24 protein-coding genes and 1 pseudogene are annotated in these 22,879 nt (G+C 68.3%); 10 read left to right on the top strand and 15 right to left on the bottom strand.

The features are described from left to right. Positions 1–11: 11 nt before the first annotated feature. Together GJ632_RS06035 and GJ632_RS06030 are read right to left on the bottom strand one after the other, a co-directional pair. A complete protein-coding gene (locus GJ632_RS06035; RefSeq protein WP_231751369.1) occupies positions 12–1,340 on the bottom strand; it encodes an extracellular solute-binding protein in 1,329 nt (442 codons plus the stop codon). 137 nt (positions 1,341–1,477) lie between these two features. Then, the gene (locus tag GJ632_RS06030; RefSeq protein WP_191452406.1) at positions 1,478–2,626 is read right to left on the bottom strand and encodes an ABC transporter ATP-binding protein; all 1,149 of its coding nucleotides are present in this window, start codon (positions 2,624–2,626) and stop codon (positions 1,478–1,480) included. A gap of 341 nt (positions 2,627–2,967) precedes the next feature. On the opposite strand from GJ632_RS06030, the gene GJ632_RS06025 reads away from it, so the two are divergent. The 5 genes and pseudogenes from GJ632_RS06025 to GJ632_RS06005 all read left to right on the top strand — a co-directional run bounded on the left by GJ632_RS06025 (position 2,968) and on the right by GJ632_RS06005 (position 7,960). Next, positions 2,968–3,555 carry a sugar phosphate isomerase/epimerase gene (locus GJ632_RS06025; protein WP_231751368.1) on the top strand — a complete coding sequence of 196 codons (588 nt, stop codon included), beginning with the start codon at positions 2,968–2,970 and terminating at the stop codon, positions 3,553–3,555. Between the two features lie 115 nt (positions 3,556–3,670). After that, positions 3,671–4,369: a PIG-L deacetylase family protein gene (locus GJ632_RS06020; protein WP_089809779.1), complete on the top strand. Its 699-nt coding sequence runs from the start codon at positions 3,671–3,673 to the stop codon at positions 4,367–4,369. 250 nt (positions 4,370–4,619) lie between these two features. Continuing rightward, positions 4,620–5,899: pseudogene (locus GJ632_RS06015) on the top strand (Cdc6/Cdc18 family protein). An 88-nt stretch (positions 5,900–5,987) separates the two neighbouring features. Then, the gene (locus tag GJ632_RS06010) at positions 5,988–6,920 is read left to right on the top strand and encodes a Gfo/Idh/MocA family protein (protein WP_231751367.1); all 933 of its coding nucleotides are present in this window, start codon (positions 5,988–5,990) and stop codon (positions 6,918–6,920) included. A gap of 203 nt (positions 6,921–7,123) precedes the next feature. Further along, a complete protein-coding gene (locus GJ632_RS06005) occupies positions 7,124–7,960 on the top strand; it encodes a Gfo/Idh/MocA family protein (protein WP_231751366.1) in 837 nt (278 codons plus the stop codon). Between the two features lie 35 nt (positions 7,961–7,995). Here GJ632_RS06005 and GJ632_RS06000 read toward each other — a convergent pair whose 3' ends face one another. The 4 genes from GJ632_RS06000 to GJ632_RS05985 form a co-directional block, all read right to left on the bottom strand. After that, positions 7,996–8,982, bottom strand: a complete 987-nt coding sequence (locus GJ632_RS06000; protein WP_191452405.1) for a Gfo/Idh/MocA family protein — start codon at positions 8,980–8,982, stop codon at positions 7,996–7,998. After that, positions 8,979–9,620 carry a hypothetical protein gene (locus tag GJ632_RS05995; protein ID WP_191452404.1) on the bottom strand — a complete coding sequence of 214 codons (642 nt, stop codon included), beginning with the start codon at positions 9,618–9,620 and terminating at the stop codon, positions 8,979–8,981. The genes GJ632_RS06000 and GJ632_RS05995 overlap by 4 nt, the downstream gene beginning before the upstream one ends. Positions 9,621–9,723: 103 nt before the next feature. After that, entirely contained in the window at positions 9,724–9,945 is a 222-nt protein-coding gene (locus GJ632_RS05990) for a hypothetical protein (protein ID WP_191452403.1), read from the bottom strand. Positions 9,946–10,100: 155 nt separating this feature from the next. Further along, the gene (locus GJ632_RS05985) at positions 10,101–10,856 is read right to left on the bottom strand and encodes a sugar phosphate isomerase/epimerase (RefSeq protein WP_191452402.1); all 756 of its coding nucleotides are present in this window, start codon (positions 10,854–10,856) and stop codon (positions 10,101–10,103) included. A gap of 118 nt (positions 10,857–10,974) precedes the next feature. On the opposite strand from GJ632_RS05985, the gene GJ632_RS05980 reads away from it, so the two are divergent. Next, positions 10,975–11,352 carry a Rid family detoxifying hydrolase gene (locus GJ632_RS05980; protein ID WP_191452401.1) on the top strand — a complete coding sequence of 126 codons (378 nt, stop codon included), beginning with the start codon at positions 10,975–10,977 and terminating at the stop codon, positions 11,350–11,352. Positions 11,353–11,355: 3 nt separating this feature from the next. On the opposite strand, the gene GJ632_RS05975 is transcribed toward GJ632_RS05980, so the two are convergent. The 3 genes from GJ632_RS05975 to GJ632_RS05965 form a co-directional block, all read right to left on the bottom strand. Continuing rightward, positions 11,356–12,564 carry an aminotransferase class V-fold PLP-dependent enzyme gene (locus GJ632_RS05975; protein WP_191452400.1) on the bottom strand — a complete coding sequence of 403 codons (1,209 nt, stop codon included), beginning with the start codon at positions 12,562–12,564 and terminating at the stop codon, positions 11,356–11,358. A 69-nt stretch (positions 12,565–12,633) separates the two neighbouring features. Then, a complete protein-coding gene (locus tag GJ632_RS05970) occupies positions 12,634–13,806 on the bottom strand; it encodes an aldose 1-epimerase (protein WP_191452399.1) in 1,173 nt (390 codons plus the stop codon). Positions 13,807–14,060: 254 nt separating this feature from the next. Further along, positions 14,061–14,633 carry a metal-dependent hydrolase gene (locus GJ632_RS05965; RefSeq protein WP_191452398.1) on the bottom strand — a complete coding sequence of 191 codons (573 nt, stop codon included), beginning with the start codon at positions 14,631–14,633 and terminating at the stop codon, positions 14,061–14,063. A 311-nt stretch (positions 14,634–14,944) separates the two neighbouring features. Between GJ632_RS05965 and aglF the strand changes: the two genes are divergently transcribed. Continuing rightward, positions 14,945–15,682, top strand: a complete 738-nt coding sequence (aglF, locus tag GJ632_RS05960) for a UTP--glucose-1-phosphate uridylyltransferase AglF (protein WP_089809800.1) — start codon at positions 14,945–14,947, stop codon at positions 15,680–15,682. 26 nt (positions 15,683–15,708) lie between these two features. On the opposite strand, the gene GJ632_RS05955 is transcribed toward aglF, so the two are convergent. Both GJ632_RS05955 and GJ632_RS05950 read right to left on the bottom strand, forming a co-directional pair. Further along, complete coding sequence (locus GJ632_RS05955) at positions 15,709–16,497, bottom strand: class I SAM-dependent methyltransferase (protein WP_191452397.1); 789 nt, start codon at positions 16,495–16,497, stop codon at positions 15,709–15,711. A 64-nt stretch (positions 16,498–16,561) separates the two neighbouring features. Further along, complete coding sequence (locus GJ632_RS05950; RefSeq protein ID WP_191452396.1) at positions 16,562–16,996, bottom strand: universal stress protein; 435 nt, start codon at positions 16,994–16,996, stop codon at positions 16,562–16,564. 140 nt (positions 16,997–17,136) lie between these two features. Here GJ632_RS05950 and GJ632_RS05945 point away from each other — a divergent pair, with 140 nt between their 5' ends. The 3 genes from GJ632_RS05945 (at position 17,137) to GJ632_RS05935 (ending at position 18,493) form a co-directional block, all read left to right on the top strand. Then, positions 17,137–17,457, top strand: coding sequence for an ASCH domain-containing protein (locus GJ632_RS05945; RefSeq protein WP_089809804.1), 321 nt, complete (start codon positions 17,137–17,139; stop codon positions 17,455–17,457). A gap of 184 nt (positions 17,458–17,641) precedes the next feature. Then, positions 17,642–18,178, top strand: a complete 537-nt coding sequence (locus GJ632_RS05940; RefSeq protein WP_191452395.1) for a DUF2243 domain-containing protein — start codon at positions 17,642–17,644, stop codon at positions 18,176–18,178. A 42-nt stretch (positions 18,179–18,220) separates the two neighbouring features. Beyond that, entirely contained in the window at positions 18,221–18,493 is a 273-nt protein-coding gene (locus tag GJ632_RS05935; RefSeq protein ID WP_197427903.1) for a hypothetical protein, read from the top strand. A 131-nt stretch (positions 18,494–18,624) separates the two neighbouring features. Here the strand turns inward: GJ632_RS05935 and GJ632_RS05930 are convergent, their stop codons facing one another. The 4 genes from GJ632_RS05930 to GJ632_RS05915 form a co-directional block, all read right to left on the bottom strand. After that, on the bottom strand, positions 18,625–19,509 hold the full coding sequence (locus tag GJ632_RS05930) for an aldo/keto reductase (RefSeq protein WP_191452394.1): 885 nt from the start codon (positions 19,507–19,509) through the stop codon (positions 18,625–18,627). Between the two features lie 37 nt (positions 19,510–19,546). Next, positions 19,547–20,398, bottom strand: coding sequence for an RNA ligase family protein (locus tag GJ632_RS05925; protein ID WP_191452393.1), 852 nt, complete (start codon positions 20,396–20,398; stop codon positions 19,547–19,549). A gap of 100 nt (positions 20,399–20,498) precedes the next feature. Next, entirely contained in the window at positions 20,499–21,617 is a 1,119-nt protein-coding gene (locus tag GJ632_RS05920; RefSeq protein WP_191452392.1) for a Vms1/Ankzf1 family peptidyl-tRNA hydrolase, read from the bottom strand. A gap of 76 nt (positions 21,618–21,693) precedes the next feature. Further along, on the bottom strand, positions 21,694–22,879 hold a 1,186-nt coding region (locus GJ632_RS05915; protein ID WP_191452391.1), incomplete at its 5' end, for an amidase family protein.

Genomic DNA, 22,879 nt, shown 5'->3' with positions numbered 1-22,879 from the left:
GAGAGGGGTCTTCAGAGGACACTCTCTATCTCCTGTGCGGCCTTGTCGAGCGCCTGCTTCGGCTCGGTCCCCGTCCAGAGCGCCTCCGCCTGCGTGTGGACCGCCGTCCACATCGTCCCGACTTCGGGGTGGTCCGGGAAGGCGATGGTGTTCGACATCTCCTGCTCTATCGTCTTCAGCTTCGGGTGTTCCTCGATGTAGTTGTTGAAGTAGTCCGTCTCGTACGCCTCCTTCAGTCCGGGGAAGCCGCCGATGGCCTCGACGACCTTCTTCTGCGTCTCGACCGACGAGATGTACTCGAGGAACCGGAGGCCGGCCTCCTGGTTGGCCCCGCCGCGACTGGGGACCGAGTAGTAGACGCCGGCGCTCCACGTGTGACTGGTGTCTATCTGCGGCCCGCTCGGGTGCGGGACGTACTGCCAGTCGAGTCCGGCGTCCTCCATGCGGCCGTAGTCCCACGACCCGGCGTAGTACATCGGGATGTTCTTCGACTCGAACTGGGCGCCGGCCGTCGTCGCGCCGCCCCCGGTGTACGTCTCTATCTTCCCGTCCGTCACCATCGGCTGGAGGAACTCGGCGGCTTCGAGGGCGGCGTCGTTGTTGATGATGGCCTCGCTGGCGTCGTCGTTGATGTAGCCGCCGCCGTTCGAGAGCACGAAGCCGTCGAACCCCTCGCCCGCCGGCATCCCGTACCCGGTCCCGTGTTCCTCCGCGAGTGCGTCGACCCAGGACTTCCACTCCTCCCACGAGGGACGCGTCATCGGGTCCGGAATCTCCAGGCCGGCCGCCTCGAACATCGTCTTGTTGATGGCGAGGGCGCGGCAGTCGGCGTACCACGGGACGCTGTACAGCGAGCCGTTCGTCATGGCGTTTCGCTTGGCACCGCCGACGTAGTTGTCCGAACTGAACCCCTCCTGTTCGAGGTCGAGGATGACGTTCTGGGCGGCGTAGCGGGGCACCCACAGCACCGACAGCGCGGTGGTGTCGGGCGCGTTGCCCCCCTGCAGCGCCGACGTGAACTTGGCCGTGAAGTCGCCGAAGGGGAACGTCTGCCAGTTGATGGACGTCCCCGTCATCTCCTCGAACTCGGCCGCCTGGTCCTCCCTGACGGGCTGGAGCGAGGGGTCGTTCCACGCCCAGTTCGTCATCGAATCCGGCATCTGCCCCGACCCGGAGTCGCTCCCGCCTTCGGTGTCACCGCCACTCGTCGTACTCCCGCCTTCGGTGCCACCGCCGCCGCCGGTGGTCTCCGTACCGTTTCCACCGCTACACCCTGCGAGACCGGCGACGCCGGCCGTTCCGATCGCTCCGAGGAGCGTTCGCCTGTTGACTCTAGTCATGCGTTCCCATGACATATTTCACGCCATTTAATGGTTTTGCATATGGTCAATATGTACGACAATCAGTCGCAGTCTGATAGCGAGCGTCGGCCGTCGACGGACGACCTCACGGCGACACAGCCCGGTTCGCTCGGGAGTCAGACGCTCTGGCGGTCCAGCGTCATCTCTTTCGGTGCGGTCCGGTTCTTGATGGCCTCGCCCGTCGTCCCGTCGAACAGGTGTATCTTCTCCTCGGGGAACTCGATGTGGACCGTCGTGCCCTCCTCGATGAGCACGTCGCCGCCGACGCTCACGGTGTACGTCACGCCGTCCTCGAGTTCGAAGTAGACGTAGCTGACCTCGCCGAGCGGTTCGACCACCTGCACGGTGACGGGGAACGAGGCGTCCGTCGCCTCCGAGACGACGCGGACGTCCTCCGGTCGGATGCCGAGCGTGAGGGCGTCGCTGGCACCGGCGTCCTCGACCAGCGACTGCGTCTCTCGGCTCAGGGGGTAGGTGAATCGGTCGTGGACGAGTTCGCTCGCACCGGTCCGGACCGAGACGTCGATGAAGTTCATCGAGGGCGACCCGATGAAGCCGGCGACGAACTCGTTGGCCGGTTCGTGATAACACTCCAGCGGGGTGCCTATCTGCTGGAGTTCGCCGTCGTTCAGGATGGCGACTCGGTCGCCCATCGTCATCGCCTCCGTCTGGTCGTGCGTGACGTAGATAGTCGTGACGCCGAGGCGTTGCTGGAGTTCCTGCAGTTCGGTCCGCATCGTCGTGCGGAGTTTGGCGTCCAGGTTGGAGAGCGGTTCGTCCATCAGGAACACCTCCGGTTCGCGCACGATGGACCGCCCGAGGGCGACACGCTGTTGCTGACCGCCGGACAGTTCGCCGGGCTTCTTCTCCAGGAGGTCCTCGATGCCCATCATCTCGGCCGTCTCCTGCACCCGGTCGCTGATGACCTCCTTCGAGAGGTCGGTCCCCATCCGCAGACCGAACGACATGTTCTCCCGCGCCGTCATGTGGGGGTAGAGCGCGTAGTTCTGGAACACCATCGCCATGTCTCGGTCGGTCGCGCTCTTGTCGGTGATGTCGTCGCCGTTGAGCACGATGGAGCCACTCGACGGGAGTTCGAGACCGGCGATACAGCGGAGCGTCGTCGACTTGCCACAGCCGGACGGGCCGACGAACACGACGAACTCGCCGTCCTCGATGTCGATGTCCAGACCGTCGACGGCGACTATCTCGCCACCGCCGTCCTGAAATACTTTGGTCAACTCTCCCAGGCTAAGCGTTCCCATGTACCGTCAAAATCCTCTCGCGATATAAATTTCTTGCCCCGCGGTGACGGCACGGACCGGTAGCCGTGACATTCGCTCACGTCACACGAACCATTAACTCGGTCCGGGACGCACGTGGGGCCGCATGCAGTTCGCACTGAACCAGATGGGATTCCCAGCGGACGGGCTCGGTCGGAACGCCGAACTCGTCGCCGACGCCGGGTACGACGGCATCGAACCGAACCTGACCGCGGACGGACCGCTCTGGGACGACGACTCGGTCGCCGCGTTCGCCGACCGACTGGACGAACTCGGACTCGCCGTCCCCCGCCGTCGCGACGACGCTCCACTGGGACCGCCAGTTGGCGAGCGACGACGACGCCACGCGCGCGGCCGGCATCGACGTGGGCGAACGGATGATCGAACTCGCGGCCGAACTCGGCGCGGGCGCCGTCCTCGTCGTCCCCGGCGTCGTCGGCGAGTCCGAACCGTACGACGAAGTGTACGACCGGGCGCTGAACTCCGTTCGCGCGCTGGCGACCGTCGGCGCCGAACACGGCGTGACCGTCTGCGTCGAGAACGTCTGGAACGACTTCCTGCTCTCGCCGATGGAGTTCGCCGAGTTCGTCGACCGAGCCTCCGCGTCGGGCCCCGTCGGGGCGTACTTCGACGTGGGCAACGTCAGGCGGTTCGGCCACCCCGAGCAGTGGATTCGTATCCTCGGCGACCGCATCGAACGCGTCCACGTGAAGGACTACCGGACCGACGTGGACACGATGGAGGCGTTCACCTATCCGCTGGAGGGCGACGTGGACTGGCCCGCCGTCGAGGCGGCGTTGCACGACGCCGGCTACGACGGCTGGGTGACCGCGGAGGTTCCGCCGTACCGGACGGCGGCGGAGCGGATGCTCCCGCGCGTGCAGTCGGACCTCTCGTACGTCTTCTCGTGACGCCGCGTCGCTTCCGACACCGTTCGCGCGCGCTCCCCGACTCGCTCGCCGCGTCGCCGGGCACGCGTCTCCCCCGGCGCAACGCTTATTAGCGGTTTCTCTCACTATCGTGTGTATGCATCTCACAGCAGTAGTCGCGCATCCCGACGACGCAGACATCTTCTGCGGCGGGACGCTCGCAAAGCACGCTGACCGTGGCGACGACGTGACTATCGTGTACATGACCCGCGGCGAGTACGGCGGGTTCGACACCACCGAGGCGGAACTGGCCGCGACGCGCGAGGCAGAGGCGGAGGCGGCCGCCGAGACACTCGGCGCGGAGGCGTCGTTCCTCGACTTTCAGGACGGCCGGGTGACGTACTCGCTGGAGAACCGACTCACCCTCGTCGAAGAACTCCGCGAACTGCGACCTGACGTCGTCCTCACGCACTTCCGCGACGACATGCATCCCGACCACCGCGTCACCTCCCGACTCGTCACCGACGCCTACTACATGTGTTCGCTGCCGCTGTTGGAGACGGACGCGGACCCGTGCGAACCGGACAACGTCTACTACTTCGGCAAGCCGACGTCGTCGTTCGAACCGGAGGTTCACATCGACGTGACCGACCACCACTCGACGAAAGAGGAGGCGATTCTCCAGCACGAGTCACAGGTCGAGTGGCTGGAGGAACACGGCGGCATCGACGCGGAGTTCGACGGCCTCGTCGAGGGCGTCCGCGCCGAGGCGCGCGTCCTCGGGCGGACCAGAGGCGTCGAGTTCGCCGAGGGGTTCGTCCCCCTGCACAAAGGGGCCGACGAGTACCTCGGCTGACGGCTTCGGCCAGTCGCCCCCCGCAGTCCCTTCTGTCGACTTCACTCGCTACGAACGCCTGCAGCGACTGCGAACGCCGTTCACGTGAACTCCTTCGGTAGTAAACGACTCACACGGCATTACGATAGTAGGTCTGTAATGCGATACAGGTGAAACGAGGGGAGGGGGTGGTGTCCGGAGACGGGAACGGCCGGCCGCCGCCTGCGACTGCCCGGTGCGTTTATGGAGCGCGTCGGCGTATTGTCAACTCATGACACGGCAGGGCGGACCGGTCGAGAACGCCAGCGGCCTCGGGGACGCGTTCAGCGCGCAGGATCACGTCTTCTCGAAGAAGGAACTCCTCGACGTGGGGTACGTCCCCGACCCGTCCCACATCGTCGCGCGGAACGAGGAGATCCGCCGTCTCGCGACCGCTCTCAACCCCGCCATCACCGGCGACGACCCGAGTAACGTCTTCCTGTACGGGAAGACCGGGACGGGCAAGTCGCTCTGCGCCCGTTACACCACGAACCGCATCGTCGCCGCCGCGAGCGAGAACGAGGTCACGGTCGGTCGCGTCGTCGTCGACTGTTCGCAGGAGAACACGGAGACGCGCGCCGTGCGAGCGACCGCCCGCGGATTGAACGACCCCGAGGAGACGGACGTCACCGTCCCGGAGAGCGGCTACGGTCGTTCTCGGTACTACAGCCTCCTGTGGGAGGTTCTCGACGACCGCTTCGACGTCGCCTTCGTCGTCCTCGACGAGATAGACTGCCTCGACGGGACGGACTTTCTCATGCAGTTGTCGCGGGCGACGGAGGCGAAGAAACTCCGCCACTGTTCGGTCGGCATCGTCGGCATCAGTAACAAGATCAAGTACCGCGACCGACTGGAGGAACGGGTCAAGAGCAGCCTCCAGGAGCGCGAACTGGTCTTCACCCCGTACGACCGCGAAGCGCTCCGCGAGATAGTCCGCAGTCGATTGGACGCGTTCGACAGCGGCGTGCTCTCTGACGACGCGGTGTCCGAGTGCGCGTCGCTCGCCGCCGAGGAACACGGCGACGCCCGGAAGGCCATCAACCTGCTCCGCCACACCGGCGAACTCGCCGCGAACGAGGGGGCCGACACCATCACCGCCGACCACGTGCGGGAGGCGCGGACCCTCGCCGAACGGGACCGAGTCAGAGCGCTCCTCGCGGGCGCGACGGCCCAACAGAAGGCGGCGCTGCTCTCGGTCGTCTCGCTCGCCCTCGTCGAGAAGACGCGGACGTCAAGACCGCGGAGGTGTACGCGGCCTACGAGGACATCTGCGCGGACGCGGGACTCGAGACGCTCTCGAAGCGACGCGTCCACGACCTACTGCGCGAGTGGGAGTTCCTCGAAGTCCTCGAAATCGAACGGACGGGCGACGGACGCGCCCGCGGGAGCTACCTCCAGCACCGGCTCTTAGAGGACCCGTCGGTCGTCCGGTCGGTGTTCGATCAGAGCGACCGATTCGCCGGCGTCGGGTTCACGTCCGGGACGGTCACGACGACGTGGTCGAACATCTAACCGCCGTCCGCGGCTGCACAAACTTTAATACCTCCAGTTCCGCACGATAAATCCGATGCAACGAATTGGACTAGTGGGGAGTGGCTTCATGGCCGAGACCCATGCGAATTGTTACCAAGAGATACCCGGCGCGGAGGTCGTCGCCGTCGCGTCTCTCGAAGACGACAAGGAGGCGTTCGCCGCGGCGCACACGCCGGACGCGGACACGTACGACGACGCCGAGCACATGATGGACGAGGCGGACCTCACCGCCGTCGACATCTGCTCGCCGACGCCGACACACCGACCGTTCATCGAGGCCGCCGTCGACCGCGGGCTCTCGGCGTTCTGCGAGAAACCGCTCGCTCGCACCGCGGCGGACGCGGACGCCATCGTCGACGCCGTCGCGGACGCCGACGTCACCTTCATGACGGGGCACGTGTTGCGGTACTTCCCCGAGTACGTCGAGGCGAAGCGACGAATCGACGCCGGCGAAATCGGCGCGCCGGGGACGATGACCACCGAACGGCTCTCGTCGCCGCCGCGCTACGGCACGAACTCGTGGTTCGGCGACAAGGAGCAGAGCGGCGGCGTCCTGCTCGACATGGCCATCCACGACTTCGACTATCTCCGGTGGGTCGTCGGCGAAGTCGACCGCGTGTTCGCCCGGACCGCCGAGTGGGACGACGGCCACCTGCACCAGCACTCGTCGGTCGTCCTCCGCTTCGAGGACGGGACGGTCGGCCACGTCGAAGCCTCCTGGGCCTACCCGGAGGGGTCGCCGTTCGTCACGAGCTACGAGTTCGCGGGGGACGAGGGCTTGCTGGAGTTCGACGCCCGAGACGAGAACGCCGTCCGCGTCTCCGGCGGCGCGGAGGGGCGACGCGCCGGCCAGTCCGCTGGCGGTGAGTCCGTACACGAAGGAACTCGAACACTTCGTCGAGTGCGCCGAGACCGGCCGGGAGCCGGAAATCACTCCCGACGACGCCCGACAGGCGGTCAAAATCGCCCTCGCGGCCATCGAGTCGAGCGAGCGCGGTGAACCCGTCGCGCCCGCGGAGGTGGGCACGTGACCGTCCGTCTCGGCATCTGTTCGACCGCGCACCTGCACGCCGACTCCTACGCCGCCGCCCTCGACGACCACCCCGACGCCGAGTTCGTCGGCGTCACCGACGCCGCGGCGGACGCCGACCGGGGTCGCTCGAAGGCCGCGGAGTACGGCGTCGAGTACCGCGACGCGACGCGTTGCTCGCCGACGCCGACGGCGTCGTCGTCTGCTCGACGAACGCCGACCACCTCGACTGGGTCGAACGCGCCGCCGACGCCGGCGCGGACGTCCTCTGCGAGAAACCCCTCGCGCCGACGGTGGCGGAGGCCGAGGAGATGGTCGAGACCTGTCGGGACGCCGGCGTCAACCTCGGCGTGGCGATGCCGCTCCGCTTCAGCCAACCCGTCCTGAACGCGAAGACGGCGATGGACAACGGCGCGCTGGGCGACCTGCAGTTCCTCCGCGGGACGAACCGCGGGAAGATGCCCGGCGGGTGGTTCGTCGAGAGCGACGCCTCCGGCGGCGGCGCCGTCGTCGACCACTCGGTCCACCTCCTCGACGTGGTCCGATGGATAACCGGCGAGGAGGTCGAGGAGGTGTACGCGGAGGCGGACACGCGCTTCCACGACATCGAGGTCGAAGACGTGAACCTGCTGTCGATGACGCTCACCGACGGCACCGAGTTCGTCCTCGACGGGTCGTGGAGCAAACCCGACGAGTGGGACTTCTGGGGCGACGCGACGCTCCGACTCGTCGGTACCGAGGGCGTCGTCTCCATCGACTGCTTCGACCAGACGATAAAGCAGACGCGCGACGCCGGCGACCCCGGCATCAAGTCGCTCTACTGGGGGTCGAACCCCGACGAGGGACTCGTCGACGACTTCGTGGAGGCCGTCGCGGAGGACCGCCCGCCGTCGAAGACGGGGGCGGACGCCGTCGAGGACGTCGCCGTGGTCGAAGCCGCCTACGAGTCGATAGCCGAGACCGAACCGGTCGCCGTCGAGAAGTCGGAACTCACCGCGCCGTCCAACTGAGTCGAACCGCCCGTCGACGCGCGGAGAACGGAGAGTCAGTACGTCACTTCGACCGGTTCGCCGCGTTCCGCGGACTCGTACGCCGCGGCGATGACGGCGGCGGTCCGGACCGCGTCGTCCATGGACGTGGCCGGGGTCGCCTCGCCGCGAATCGCCGCGACGAACTCGCGCAACAGCGCGTTGTTCGGGTCCGCGCCCCAGAATATCGACTCGTTGCTCCGGTCCTTGCTCGTGTCGCTGACGTGCGTGTACCGTCGGCCGAAGCAGTCTCCGGACAGCGTCGTCTCGGTGCCGACGAGTTCGACGCTCGCGTCCCCCCAGAACGGGTTCTTCTGCGGCGTACTCCACGACCCGTCGAGGAAGAACGACGCGCCGTTCGAGAGCGTCATCGACAGCAGGTTCACGTCCTCGACCGGCAGTTCGTAGAACCGCGTTCCGGTCTCGGCGTACACCTCCTCTACCTCCTCGCTCGTTATCCACCGGACCACGTCGACGATGTGGTCGGTGTGGTCCGCGACGGCTCCCCCGCCGGCGAGTTCGGGGTCGACGAACCAGCCGCCCGGCATCCGACCGCGGTTGGTGCCGGAGACGGAGACGAGTTCGCCGATTGACCCCGCCTCGTAGCGCTCCTTGAGCCGTGCCATCGGTCGGCTGTGCCGAATCGGCATCGCCATCCCCGTCGGCAGGTCGCGCTTCGCACAGCGGTCGCGTATGGCCTTCGCTGTCGAGAGCGACGTCGCGAGCGGTTTCTCGCAGAGGACGGCCACGTCGTGGCGGAGCGCGAGGTCCACCAGTTCCTCGTGGACGGCCGTCGGCGAGCAGACGACGACGCCGTCTGCGGCGCGGACGAGTTCGCGGTGCGTCATCGCCGCGGTACCGACCGTCCCCGCCAGCTTGTGCGCCCGCTCTCTGGTCTGCTCGGAGACGCCGACGAGGTCCACGTCGGGGAGTTTCGCCAGGAGCGCCGCGTACACCTCGGCGTTGACGTGCGCCGTCGAACAGATGCCGACGCGGACGGTCATCGCGACGCCTCCGCGAGGGTCCGCGGTTCACCCGCCGCGATGGACTGCCGCATCGCGACGGCGACTCGCGACGGTCCCATCGGTTCGACGCCGGCAGGGGGTCTGTCACCGCCGCGGAGGGACTCGACGAACTGGTGCAGGCAGCGTCCCCGGCAGTCGTCCTCCGGTGGGTCCACGTCGACCGGCGTCCCGGCCGCGTGCAACGTCGAGGAGACGTCGCTGTCGTCGAAGTCGAGTCGGCCGTGCGACCCGCTGTACTCCACTTCGACTCGCGGCGCCGGGGGCGAGTCGGCATACCACGTCGTCTCGACGGTGCCGCGCCCGCCCTCTCGGAACGCGAGGACGGCGTGAACGTGGTCGCAGCGGTCACCCTCGCGGGCCCGCGCGAACGCTCGCTCGACCGAACCGAACGTCCACTCGAACACGTCGACGTCGTGTGCGACGACGGCGCAGAGGGCGTCCTCGAACGACTCGACGGCGCGGACGCGTCGTACGACGCGTTCCAGTCGCCGGCGTCGAACGGCGCGGTCCGTTTGACTCGCGCCACGCCGACGTCGCCGATGCTGCCCGTCTCGACGGCCGAGCGAAGTTGTTCGTACAGTCGGGAGAACCGGTGCGGCGAGTGCGCCGCCACCCACCCGTCCCCGTCCGACGCGAGCGAGACGACGTCGTCGAACCGCGACTCCGAGAGCGCGAACGGCGGGTCGCACCGGACCGGCACTCCGGCGTCGAGTGCGCCCGTCAGGGCGCCGGGTGCGCGAACCCGGGACCGCAGACGTCGACGCCGTCGACGTCCGTCTCCGCGAGAGCGTCCGCGACCGACTCGTACCGCGGTCCGTCGACCGTCTGGTCCGAGTCGCCTCCGGTGACGACGCCCCTGACGGCCGCGCCGTCGAATCGCGCGTAGCGCGTAGCGTGCGCTTGCACCGCCGCATCGTGCCCGACCACGACGATGCCTTCCATGCGAATCTGTACCGTATCGCCTCTGATAAGCATTGTGACCTGTCGCGTCTCCGGCGTCGCAGAACGGCGGACCGTATCGGGAGACTGCGACGGGGTTGGCGTCACCGACGGCCTCCCCACCGGCGACGCTCGTCCGCCAGTCGCGCCGCGGCGACTCAGGTCTCGTCGAGGAGCGCCGCCACCCGGTCCGTGCTCGACGCGAGCGTCGCCGCCGGGTCGGTCGTCAACCCGTTCTCGTGGACGACCCACGCCGCGTCGGCGTCGACGGCCGCCCGGGCGCACGCCGGGAGGTCCACCACTCCCTCGCCGAGTTCGACGTGCAGGGTGTCGTCGTTGCCGGGGACCGTATCGGTCAGGTGGACCAGCGAGATGCGGTCGGCGTAGCGGTCGAGATACGCCGTCGGGTCGACGCCGCCGTGCCGCGCCAGTCCCACGTCGAACTCCAGTCCCAGTCGGTCGTCGGTCCGCGCCGCGAACGCGTCGTACGCCGTCTCGCTCCCGCCGTCCACGGCGGCGAACTCGTAGGCGTGGTTGTGGTAGTGCGCCTCGAAGCCGTCCTCGCGGAGTCGGTCGGCGAGCGAGGAGAGTTCCTCGGCCGTCGCCTCAACCGCGGCCACCGACGCGAACCCCTCCTCGCCGTACGTCGGGACGACGATGCGCTCGCAGCCGACGGTCCGGTAGGCCTCGACCGTCTCGTCGTACTCCGTCCGGAGCGTTTCGAGGGAGACGTGCGCGCCGACGGCTTCGAGCCCGGTTTCGGCGAGTGCGTCGGCGACCGCTTCGGGCGTCTGCTCGCCGAGGCCGGCGAACTCGACGCCCTCGTAGGCGGTGTCGGCGACGCGGTGCAGCGTCTCCGTCAGCGACGCGTCGAGTCCTCTGAGCGTGTACAGCTGAATCGCTGGGCGGACCATCTCACCGGCGAGACGCGTGCCACTCACAAAGTCGTTCCCCCGCCGTACTCTCGCGGACCGGTCGCGGGCGCGCGGGAGTAACGACTAAGCCCGCCGCCGTACACGACACGGACGACGCATGGAAGAGATTCAGACCGACGCAGCACCCGCCAGCATCGGCCCCTTCTCGCAGGGAATCAGGGACGGCGACCGCATCTTCGTCTCCGGACAGGGTCCGGTCGACCCGGACTCCGGCGACGTGGTGAGCGAGGACATTCGCGAGCAGACCGCGCGGACGCTCGAAAACGTCGCGGCCGTCCTCGAAGCGGGCGGCAGTTCGCTCGACGGCGTCGTGAAGACGACGGTGTTCGTCACGGACATGTCGGACTACGACGCCGTCAACGAGGTGTACGAGGAGTACGTCTCGAAGCCGTACCCGGCGCGGAGCGCCGTCGAAGTCGCCGACCTACCGATAGACATCGGCGTCGAGATAGAAGTCGTCGCCTCGGCGGAGTGAGGCTCAGAGGTAGCTTCGGATTCGCTCGGCGACGTACGCAGCCTCCTCGTCGTCGAGACACATCGGGTTGACGGCGAACAGGTCGTCCTGTAACTCGTCGGACCCGACGAAGATTCGCGGGTCCTCTTTTCGGAGCGACCCCACCAGTTCCACCGCGTCGACACCGGCGGCGTCGGCGTGGACCTCGACCCGGAGTTCGGGCGCGACCATCAGTTTCCCGCCCGGTTCCCGTCGCAGCGAGAGCCCCTCGCAGTCCGCGAGTTCGTCGGCGACGACGTCGAGTCGGCGCTCCCACTCGGCGTCGAGGGCCGCCTGGTCCTCCTCGACGAACGCCTCCAACGCCGCGATGAGTCCGACGAGTTCCTCCTTGCCCACCTTCAGCGTCCGTCCGATGCCCTGCCGGGGGACGCCGGCGAGCGACTCCTTGTCGAACAGTTCGCTCGGGGGGTCCCAGACGGACTCGGCGACGTGCATGTCCAGATGCTGGAGTGCGGCCGAGCGGACGTACTCGCGCTTCCCCGCGAGGATGCCCGTCGTCTGCGGGCCGCGGATGGCTTTCCCGCCGCTGAAGACGACCATGTCCGCGCCCGCCTCGACGAACGCCGAGAGGTTCTCCCGCGGCGGCACCTCGGCGGCAGCGTCCACGATGACCAGCACGTCGTGGTCGTGCGCGACGTCGACCACCGTCTCCAGCGACGGCGCGCTGAACGCCTTCTCCATGTAGCCGACGGCGGCCGTCTCCTCGGTGATTGCCTCGGCCAGTTCCCACGGTTCGGTGCCGTTCGACCCCGTCCCGAGGTAGTTGTCGTTGTTGCCGACGTCGACGATGGTCGCGCCCGCGGCGCGGAACGCGTGGTCGTAGCCGTTGCGGTGGGTTCGCGGCATCACTATCTCGCTCGGGACGCCCTCCGTGTCGGGCAGGCGGGACATCGCCCCCAGGTCGTCGCCGGCGATTGCGGCCGCCGCGGCCAGCGTCATACACGCCGCCGCGCCGCTACCGACGTACCCCGCCTCCGCGCCCGTCACCTCGGAGACGAGTTCGCCCGCGCGCACCTGCAGGTCCGAGAGTCGCACGAACGACTCGGCAGCCCGGCTCATCGCCTCGACAGCCTCCGGTCGGATGAGACTCCCGCCGATGCGCGTCTTCGTCCCGGCGGCGTTGACCACGCGCGGGACGCCCAACTCGTCGTAGACGGTGGTTTCCTCGTCCATGACTACCGGGACGTGCGCGGCCGGAGGTTAAGAAACGTGGGTCTCTCGCACCTCCCGCCGCGCGCCGGCCTACGCCGCGTCGTCGTCCCTCGTGCCGTCTCCTCTCATTCCGTCTCCTCTCGTTCCGTCTCTCGCCGCGCCGTCTCCCGCCGTGTCGTCGCCGCGTTCGGTCCCGCGCACCTCGCCGTCGGGCGTGACGGATTCGACCGACGAGAGGCCGCCGTACGTCGTTGCGACGAACTCGGCCGACACCGTCTCGCCCGGAGACAGCGTCTTCACCGTCCCCGTCGCTCGCTGGCCGTCCGTGTCGCCGGGGTAGGCGGTGGTCGGTTCGAGACCGACGTTGTACGTGCGGTTCCAGAACGGCGCCTCCTCGTACCCGCCGAACGGCTGCCAGTACCACAGCGTCTCGAACGGGTCAGTCGGGAAGCGGAGGGCGAACCCGAGGTCCACGTCCGGATTCGTGAGCGCGTACCAGCCGTCTTCGAGGTCCACTGCGTACGCCAAGTCGTGAATCTCGGCGTCTGCGTCGGGGAAGTCCGCCGAGAGGTCGACTTCGCCGCCGTCGTCCGCGGGCGCGTCCGGCCAGTCGAACGCCGCTCCGCTCTCCAGTCGCCTGTTCGGGTACGCGTCGCTGTACTCCTCGACGACGCCTCGCCGCGCCGGCACGTCCAATCGGGCCTCCGGCCCGAGCAACGGGCGGCCGAGGGCGAGGTGCTGTTGCCACACGTAGTCGAGTTCGACGCCGCCTTCGTTCGTCACGCGCTCCTCCACTCGGAGTCGCGACTCGCCGGCCCGCATCGTCAGTTCTCGCTCGACGGTGAACGGGTAGCGCACGAGTTCGACGTCGAGGCGGACGGTCACGGCGTCGCCGTCGGCGCGGGTGACCGTCGCGTCCCACGGCAGCAACGCGCTCTCGCCGTGCAGGCCGTACTCGCTGCCGGCGATGTCGTGCCCGCCGCCGGCGTTCGGCAGGTTCGTCTGCCACCCGCCCGGGTAGTGGTCGTTCCACGTCGAGTTCGCGTCCGACGGGAGGTACCGGTCCGCCGGCGCACTCCAGTTGTGCGGCGCGTGCCACAGTACGTCCACGTCGGTTCGCTTGTCGCGGAACGAGACGACGTCGCCGCCCTTCTCGGCGAGGACGACGACGCGCAGGTGACTGTTCTCCAAGAGGACGGCGTCGAGTCCGCGGTACGCGTAGTCCGTGGTGACGCGGACGTCGCTGTTCCAGTCGGGGCGCATACGCCGCCCGGTTCGTGCCACAAGGTAACAGTGTTGTGGGTGTCGGCGGGGCGACGACCGAACGGCGACCGGTTCGCCTCCTCCGACTTCGCGTGAGTATCCACGCCGACGGTCGCATAGCCGTCGATGTAGCGATATAGATTCTATTTTCGGTTTTCGCAGTCAAAGTCTGGAACCTTATTTTCGAATATGCGACTAAACACCCCGAATAGGGGCGAAGATGGTGGAATCTGCTATCTATGTACTGACTCTGGTCATCTATCGACGAACTGCTTCCAGACGGCTCTAATCCCAGGAAATCCGTCCGCAGCCCAGACGGAGGCCAGCACGGCGAACAGGAGGAGTTGGAGGCCGAACTGGCTTCCCACCAGCGTGCTCGGCGACTGTGCGATGGACTGCATCTCGACGGCCCACTGCCGGAGGTGGTCGAGCGGACTGTCCTTCGGATACGTCGGCGCCGGAAACAACGGCCACAGGACGAACGCCGCGAGGTGATAGTCACCCGAGTAGAGCGGGCCGACAGCGTCGCCGAGCAGGTGGGTGAACACGCCGACGGCGAACGCGGATACGACCGACGCCCCGCCGAATCGTCGCGCGACGGCGAACGCGACGGCGCAGACGAACACGGCCACGAACAGCGAGTGACCGATGGCTCGCCCGTCGAAGACGCCGAACCACCAGTTGAGCGGTTTGTCGACCAGGTCCGGCAACTGCGTCCCCACGGCGAGTGCGAGCACCGGTAACTCCCGCGGTGCCCTCCGGTGTCGTATCCTCGTCGCCACCGTGTAGACGAGGTAGCCGACGGCCAGGTGACCCCACGGCATCATCGTGACAACATCACCGTTCGACTTCGAACTCGGGCGGCTCACTGATAGAACTGATGACACGTCTCCGTCCACCTCCGGCGCCGACGGTGGTCGACCAACGGTATCCGATGGTCCGTTCGGCCGTCTCGTTCGCCCCTCGATGACGGCGACAATCCCCGTCACGTCGGCGGCTATTCGTCGCCTAACACGACGAAACACTTCGTATCGGTCGGCTCTCGGAACTTTGCAACGCCCTAAGACTCGCCTCGGCGCGGACGGCAGAGCGGTAGTGAGAGGATAACAATACTTCGCAGCGACGTGGCACCTCACTGATGAAAGCAGTCGTACTCGCCGCAGGGAAGGGAACCCGACTTCGTCCGCTCACCGAAGACAAACCGAAGGGGATGGTCGAGGTGGACGGTGAACCCATCCTGACGCACTGCTTCGACAAACTCACCGAGTTGGGCGCCGACGAGTTGGTCGTCGTCGTCGGCTACCTGAAGGAGCGGATAATCGAACACTACGGCGACGAGTACGAGGGGACCCCGATAACCTACGCGCACCAGCGCGAACAGAAGGGCCTCGCTCACGCGTTGCTCAGCGTCGAGGAGCACATCGACGACGACTTCATGCTCATCCTCGGCGACAACATCTTCGACGCGAACCTCGCGGACGTGGTCAAGCGCCAGCGAGAGGACCGCGCGGACGCCGCGTTCCTGGTCGAGGAGGTGCCGTACGAGGAGGCCAGTCGCTACGGCGTCTGCGACACCAACGCCTACGGCGAGATTACGGACGTCATCGAGAAACCCGACGACCCGCCGTCGAACCTCGTGATGACGGGGTTCTACACGTTCTCGCCCGCCATCTTCCACGCCTGCCACCTCGTCCAACCCTCCAACCGCGGCGAGTACGAGATAAGCGAGGCCATCGACCTCCTGATTCGCAGCGGTCGAACCATCGACGCGATCGGCCTCGACGGCTGGCGCATCGACGTCGGCTACCCGGAGGACAGAGACGAGGCGGAACGGCGGTTACAGGGGAAAGAAGTCGAACAGACGCCGGAGGCGTAGGCGTCGGACTATCGAACTCCGGACCGCTACCGCCCGTCGCGCCGTCCCGACGCGTTCTCCGCCCCGTCCCCCTCTGACTGCCGAGTCCGCGACGAACCGCCCGACGACCGGAAGGCGAGACTGTACATCTCGCCCGCCGACTCCGACCTGATTTCCGCGCCCGTCCGCTCCGCCGCCGTCGCCAACCCCGTTCCCACCTCCCCGTCTATCCGCTCTGCGGCACGTCGGGCGACGCCGACGTGCGCCCGGACGTGGCTCTCGGTCCACGGAACCGGGTCCAACAGCGTCGCCCGTCGGTCGAACGTCCACCCGCTTCCGACGAACAGACGCCGGAGAACGTCGGCCGGGTAGAACGTCACCGCGGGCCGGCCGTCGGCGGCCTCCGTCGCCGCGTTCTCCAGTGCGAACAGCCGTCGCATCTCGGCGTCCTCGGGGAGGGGTTCGTAGTCGTCGACGACGAGGTGACTCCCCGGCGACGCCACGCGGGTCACCTCGGCGACGATGGCCTCCAGTTCGGCGGGTGCGACGAGGTTGAACAGTCCGTGTGCGGTGACGAGTTCGACCGAATCGGTCGGGAGGGGAAGGGCGCGAACGTCCGCCTCCAGAACGCTCGCCCGCGACTGCTGGTTGGTTCCGAGGCGGTCACGGACGAGACGCGCGTGTTCGGGGTCGTTCGTGACCGCGTAGACGCGTTCGGCGCCCGCGTCGAGGAGCCCACAGGTGGTGTTGCCGACGCCGGCCCCGGCTTCGAGGCAGACGGCTCCCTCCACGGGGCGGTCCGCGAGTGCGGCCCGAACCGTCCGCGGGACGTCCATGCGACGGCGGACGCGTTCGGACGACATAGTTCGAACGGTGTCCCGCGAGCGAGGGACAGGCCCCTCAGTCGTCGCCGTTGACGTTCACCGTCAACACGGGGACGGGCGCGTCGGCGACGACGCGGGCCGAGACGCTCCCGACCATGTTCTCCTGATAGTTCGACCCGTGGGTCCCCATGGTCACGACGTCGACGCCGGCCGTCTCGATGTAGTCGATGATCTCTTCGGCGGGGTTGCCGCGTCGCAGGACGGAGGTGGCCTCGACGCCCTCGGCTTCGAGTCGGTCGAGCGCTGCGGTCGTCGCCTCCTTCCCCTTCCCTTCGAGTTCGCCGACCACGTCGTCGACGAGGTCGGACGCCAGCGTGATGAACGCGCGGTCGTCGACGACGTAGAGGACGTGGACGGTCGCGTCGTGCTTCCGCGCGAGGTCGATAGTGTGCGCGTAGACGGGTTCCATCGAGTCGGTCCCATCCGTGGGCAGCAGGATATCGTCGTACATCGGGTTCGTTCGAAGGTCTGCGTTCAGACGGTAAGAACACTTTCATACGTTCTTGCGGGTCGAGAACTGGCGAAATCCGCCTCCGACAGGCGCCCGACGAGTGAGAGAGACTTTTGATTCGGGCGCCCCAACGGCCGCGCATGGCAGCAATCGACGCCGACGACCTGCTCCCGAACGACCGCGTCCAGCAGTCGGTTCTGGACGGCGACGTGACGCAACTCACCCGCGGGGCGAGTAACCGGTACGCGGAGGAGGGCGACACGTTCGAAGTCGACGGCGAGACGTTCGCCGTCGTCAGCGTGGAACGACGAACGCTCGGCGACTTCACCGACGCCGACGCCCGACGCGAGGGCTCGGAGTCGCTCGAGGCGTACAAACGGCGCATGAAACGCGTCCACCCGGGCGACTTCGAGTGGGACGACGGGAGCGAGGTGCTGACGTACCGCTTCGAGCGTCGCTGACGGGTCGGAGCGAGGGCGTTCCCTCCCGCCGTCGTCCCCCGCTCTCTCGCCGCGGTCCCGGCCGTCCCGGCGACGGCCGACCCTCCGACGGCCGCCCGACCCGACCGCTCGAACCGGCCGGTACTTATGCGACTGGCGTGTGCAGGTCACGCCCTTTCGACCGTCCGCCCCGAACCGAGCGCCGATGAGCGACAGTTCGAAACACGAGTCGCTGCTCTGTTCGGGCGGCCGCGCCGCGTCCGACGGCGTGACCCTTCGGGCCCTCGTGGCGGCGGGCGTCTTCGGCTTCGGGTTCAGCGGCCTCGTCGACGTACTCGTGTTGCACCACGTCCTCCAGTGGCACCACCTCGTCTCGGGTATCTATCCGACGAACACCCTCTCCGGCCTGCGGACGAACATTTTCGCGGACGGCGCGTTCTCGCTCGCGATGCTCGTCATCACGTGCGTCGGCGGCGGACTCCTGTGGCAGTCCGAACGCCGGGCCGACGCGCCGTTGGCGATTCGCCCCGTCGCGGGCGCGGCGGTGATGGGTCTCGGGACGTTCGACCTGTACGACGTCGTCGTGGACCACATGCTGTTGGGGCTCCACCAGCCCCTGTCCGCGGGCGGACGGTACAACCCGCACTGGGCCGTGGTCAGCCTCCTGCTCGTCGCCGCCGGGTACTACGTCTATCGTACCGGGACGCGCGACGCGTCGGGAGAGACGGCCGAATCGACCTGAATGCGCCGCCCCTCGACGCCGAATCACGACCGAGACGGACCGATGCCAGGCGACCAACACCACCCCTCGACGGCCGTCGCTCCGCCGGGCGTCCTACTGTCGGCCGTCTCCACACTGCTCGCCCCGTCCCCGGTCCTCCTCTCGGCGGCCGTCCACCCCGCGACCGTCCCCTTGCACGGCGCGGTGCGGACGCCGGTTCCGCACTGGGTAGTGCTCCTCGGCGCCGTCCCCGCACTCTGGCTCCTCGCCGCCGCCGCCGTCGTCGCGGTGGACCGACTACACCGGCGGTTCCGTCGGTCCGAGGGTGCGGACTGACACGCCGGAGGGACGCGTCGTCGCCGTCGCGCGTCGACTCCCGCCGACAGTCGCCGCTCACGACGACGCGGCGTCCGAGGTTCGGGCGCGAGACGACGGCCGGTGCGTTCGACCCACCCTTCACGCTCCGCTCAGTGGTGTAGCTGCTCGGGCACCGGACTCCCCTCGTGGCGGAGCCGTTCGACCAGCGAGCGTTGCGCGGCGTCGTCCATGCCGTCGTACCGGGCGGCGGCATCGAGCACCATCGAGACGAGTTTCGGGTCGCCCGGGGAGACGACGCTCGTGACGCCCTGCGCGGCCGCGAAGTCGAATCGCTCGCGAATCTCGTCGGGGCGGCTGACCGGTTCGTACCAGTTCGCGAACGGTCGGTCCGTCTCCGGCAGTTCGTCGGCGGACGGCCACGACCCCTTGGCGAACGCCTTGATGCAGAGCGTGCCGATGTCCTCCTCCTCGCAGCGTTCGAGGACACGTTCGTAGTCGTACTCGTCGCCGTCCTTCCCGACGACGACGGGGTTCAGCGGGAACATCAGCGATTCGAGGTCGTCGATTCGGTCGATGGCGTCGAGAATCAGTTGGGGCGACCCGTGACTCGTCAGGCCGACGTGGTCTACGAGCCCCTCTTCCTTGGCGTCGCGGAACGCCGCCAGCGCGCCGTCGTCGGCCGTAATCGCGTCGAGTTCCTCCTCGTACTCCAGCCCGTGGACCTGGTAGAGGTCGATTTTCTCCACGCCGAGGCGGTTCAGCGACCGTTCGAGCTTCCGTCTCGCGCCGTCGTAGTCGCGTTCCTGCGTCTTGCAGCCGAGGAAGACGTCCTCGCGGTGCTGTCGGAGTTTCGGTCCGAGTTTGAGTTCGGCGTCGCCGTACGTCGGCGCTACGTCGAAGTGGTTCACGCCGTGGTCGAGGACGTGTTCGACCATCTGGTTCGCCCCCTCCTGTTCGAGCCAGTTGAGCGCGATGGTGCCGAACGTCGCTATCGTGCTGTCGTGGCCCGTCCCGCCGAGTGTGCGCGTCTCCATGTTCGGTTGTACTCCCCACCGTCGAATAAAGGATAGCCTACCCGCGCCGCTGGAGGAACGCCCGAGTTCGGGCGGCGACGGCCGACCGGAACGCCGCCGGGTCCACGTCGCTCTCGTGGTGGTGCAGTCGCGCGTGCGACTCCCTGAAGGCCGCTTCGAGGGCGCGTTCGTACACCGAATCGACCGTGACCGGTCGCCCCCGCGCCTCGAGTTCCGCCGCGATACGCTCGAACCGTCTCCGGGGAACGAGTTCCGCTGCGACGCCGTCGGCGTCACCCTCGACCGGTTTGACGGCCGTTTTCTCGCGAAAGTCGGGGTGTCTGAGCGTCGCGCGCTGACCTCCCTTGCCCCGTTTGTTCCGGACGACGACGCCCTTGGCCGGCCCGTCGTACCACGCCGAGTCCGGGACTTCGTAGCCGTCGGGGTCGAAATCGCGCGTGTTCCGCTCCTTCTCGAACGCGTTGACCGGGTGGAGCCCCAGCCGGTCGAAAATCTGCTCGGCGGCGTCGGGCGGCCGGAACTCCCCCGCGTCGGCCGACCAGACGTCGTACCCGAGGAACGACGGCGTCCGCGTCCAGTCGTACGCTATCGACCGTCGCGTGGTGGCCACGCCGAAGAAGACGACGTCCTCGACGTTCGGGACGGCCGCTCGGAGCGCGTCCCTGCCGACGTTCTCGCGGACGTGCCTGACGGCGTGTCGGTACGACTCGGGGACGGAATCGGGGTCGCCGTACACCCGTCGCTCGTCGCCGAACCGGACGATTCCGTCGTCGTCGAGACCGAAGCGGAACCACGCCCCGTCCACGAGTTCGAGAATCCACAGGTGGCCGCTGGCGAGCAGTTCGTCGGGGGCGTCGGAGAGCGGCGGGAGTGCGGGAAAGTCCTTCATGCGTGAGGGAGACGGCCGTCGGTCGGAGTTCTCCCTCGGAGCGGATAAGTCCGGGGTACGCCGGGTTCGCCCGTCAGCGACCGGACGCGACCCGTCGTCCTCACTCGACGGGGAACCGGAGTAGCGCGCCGACGCCGTCGAACGCCGCTTCGAGTCGGTCGGTCCGGTCGAGTCCCGTCGGGGCGACGACGCTCTCGCCGCCCTGCTGTTCGGCGCGTTCGACCAGCGACTGCACCTCCGCCTCGGGGAGCGAGTCCGCGACGAGCAGCGTCTCGACGGCCTCCAGTTCGAGCGCTTCCTCGACGTCCTCGCGGCCCGTCGCGACGGGCGTCTCGTCGTCGTCGAGCGCGTCGAACAACCGGTCGAGCGTCTCCCGAGCGTCGGTCGTGCCGAGTTCGCCCGCCGACTCGGCCGCGTCGACGAGTTGTCTGAGACCCTGTTCGGAGGCGTACTCCACCTCGAACGACCCGGTGACGGCGTCCCCGACCGGTTCGGGCAGGTGGTCGCCGTCCCGGAACTGCTCGACGACGACGTCGCTGCCGCCCAGGAGGAGCCCCGATGCCTCGAACTCGGCGTCGGGACTCGCCTCGTCGGCACCCTCGACGGGCGCGTCGTCGAGGAAGACGCGCGCGGCCGCCGAGCCGATTTCGTCGAAGAACTCCTCGGTCCGCTCCTCGCTTCGGCCCTCGAAGCGGTTCTCGTTCCGCCCCTCGGCCGCCTGCTTGCTCGGCACGTCGCTCTCGACGGTGTCGACGTGGGTGATGGTCTCGCCGTCGTACCGCCCGAACGCCGCGCTCTCGCGAGCGACGACCAGGAGGCCGTGGGTGTCGGTTCGCTCCGTCGCGGGTTCCAGCGGGTCCGTGTCGAACTCGTTGGCGTGCCCGTACGCCGACTCGGAGACGGGTGCCGGCAGGTCGTCGAAGACGTACTGGACGAGGTCGGTGTCCGAGACGCCGACGTAGGCGGCGAACCCGTTCTCGGGCGTCTCCTCGTAGTCGTGGAGGATCCGCCGCGTCTCCTCCAGCGCCCGTTCGAGGGGTCGTCGGACCTCCTCGCGGACGTCGAGGTACTCCGCCTCGGCGTGTTCCGATTCGACGCGTCGCTGCATCGCCTGCATCGACTCGCCGGGCGGCACCGCGACGGTGACGAGTTGTTCGCCGTCCGCTTCGGTGGCCGAGACCGCTTCGATTCGGTCGTGGAGGGAGTCGTGTGTAGACATGCGTTCTGAGTGTTTGTTTCTCCTCTCGCCGAATGGAAGAATCTTGTCGCCGGTGTGTTGGCACGTCTCGTGCGCCCTACGCTCCGTCCAGCGGGCCGAACCGCTCCGGCGGCGTTCGGGGGTCGGTCGCGCGCTCGAACCCGTAGCCCAACTCGAACAGTCGCGGTTCGGCGAACCGCCGTCCGAGCAGTTCGACGCCGACCGGGAGTCCGTCGTCCGTGAAGCCGGCCGGCAGCACCATCGCGGGCAGTCCCGTGTGGGCGGCGAGTTCGCAGTTCATCTCCGAGAACGGCTGGTGCTCCGGAATCTCTACCGGGGGGACGCGCGACGGCGGGTACAGCAACGCGTCCAGGTCGGCCTCGAACATCCGGGCGAGGACCGCCTCCCGGAGTTCCGTCCGCCGTCGGAGTCGCCGGAGGTAGTCGGCGTCCTCCTCCAGCGTGTCGGCGTCGACGTCGAGGATGCCCGCGGCTTCGAACCGCGACTCGACCGAGGGCGTAATCGTCCCCGTCTCGTAGACGGCGGCCAGCGAGTCGTGCGGTGCCGCGTCGCCGAGGCGCGCGAGGTAGCGGTCGAAGTCGCGAGCGAACTCGTGCGGGATGACGCGAGCGCTCCCGAGGGCGTCCGCGTCGACGACGTCCACCGGGTCGACTACCGTCGCGCCGGCCGCGGCCATCGCCTCGATGGCGTCGTCGACGACGGCCGTCACGGCCGCGGCGTCGGCTTCGGACGCGCTGGTCTCGTCGTGGACGCCGAAGAACTCCCGGGCGACGCCGATTCGCGCCCCGTCGAGCCCGTCGGGGTCGAGGTGCGAGACGTAGCCGTCCGCCGGAACCTCGTCCGCGCCGGTCGCCGTGACCGGGTCCTCGGGGTCGTAGCCGGCCATCGCGTCCAGCATCCGCGCGGCGTCTTCGACGGTCCTCGTGACGGGACCCGCGGTGTCCTGCGTCTCGCTCAGCGGGACGATTCCCGTCCGACTCACCAGCCCTCGCGTCGGCCGGACGCCCGAGGGCGTGAACGCGGGCGGCGACCGGACCGACGAGCAGGTGTCGGACCCGGTGCCGACGGTGGCGAGGTTGGCGGCGACGGCCGCGGCCGTCCCACCGCTGGACCCCGAGGGCCGACGGCCGAGGTCGTATGCGTTCCGCGTCGCGCCGCCGAGCGAACTCACGGTGTCGACGCCGAACGACAGTTCCTGCAGGTTCGCCTTCGCGAGAATCACCGCGCCCGCCTCGCGAAGTCGTTCGACGACGAACGCGTCG

The organism is Halogeometricum sp. CBA1124, assembly GCF_009741955.1.
Classification (GTDB): Archaea; Halobacteriota; Halobacteria; order Halobacteriales; family Haloferacaceae; genus Halogeometricum; species Halogeometricum rufum.
This window is presented reverse-complemented; position numbering and strand designations above follow the sequence as displayed.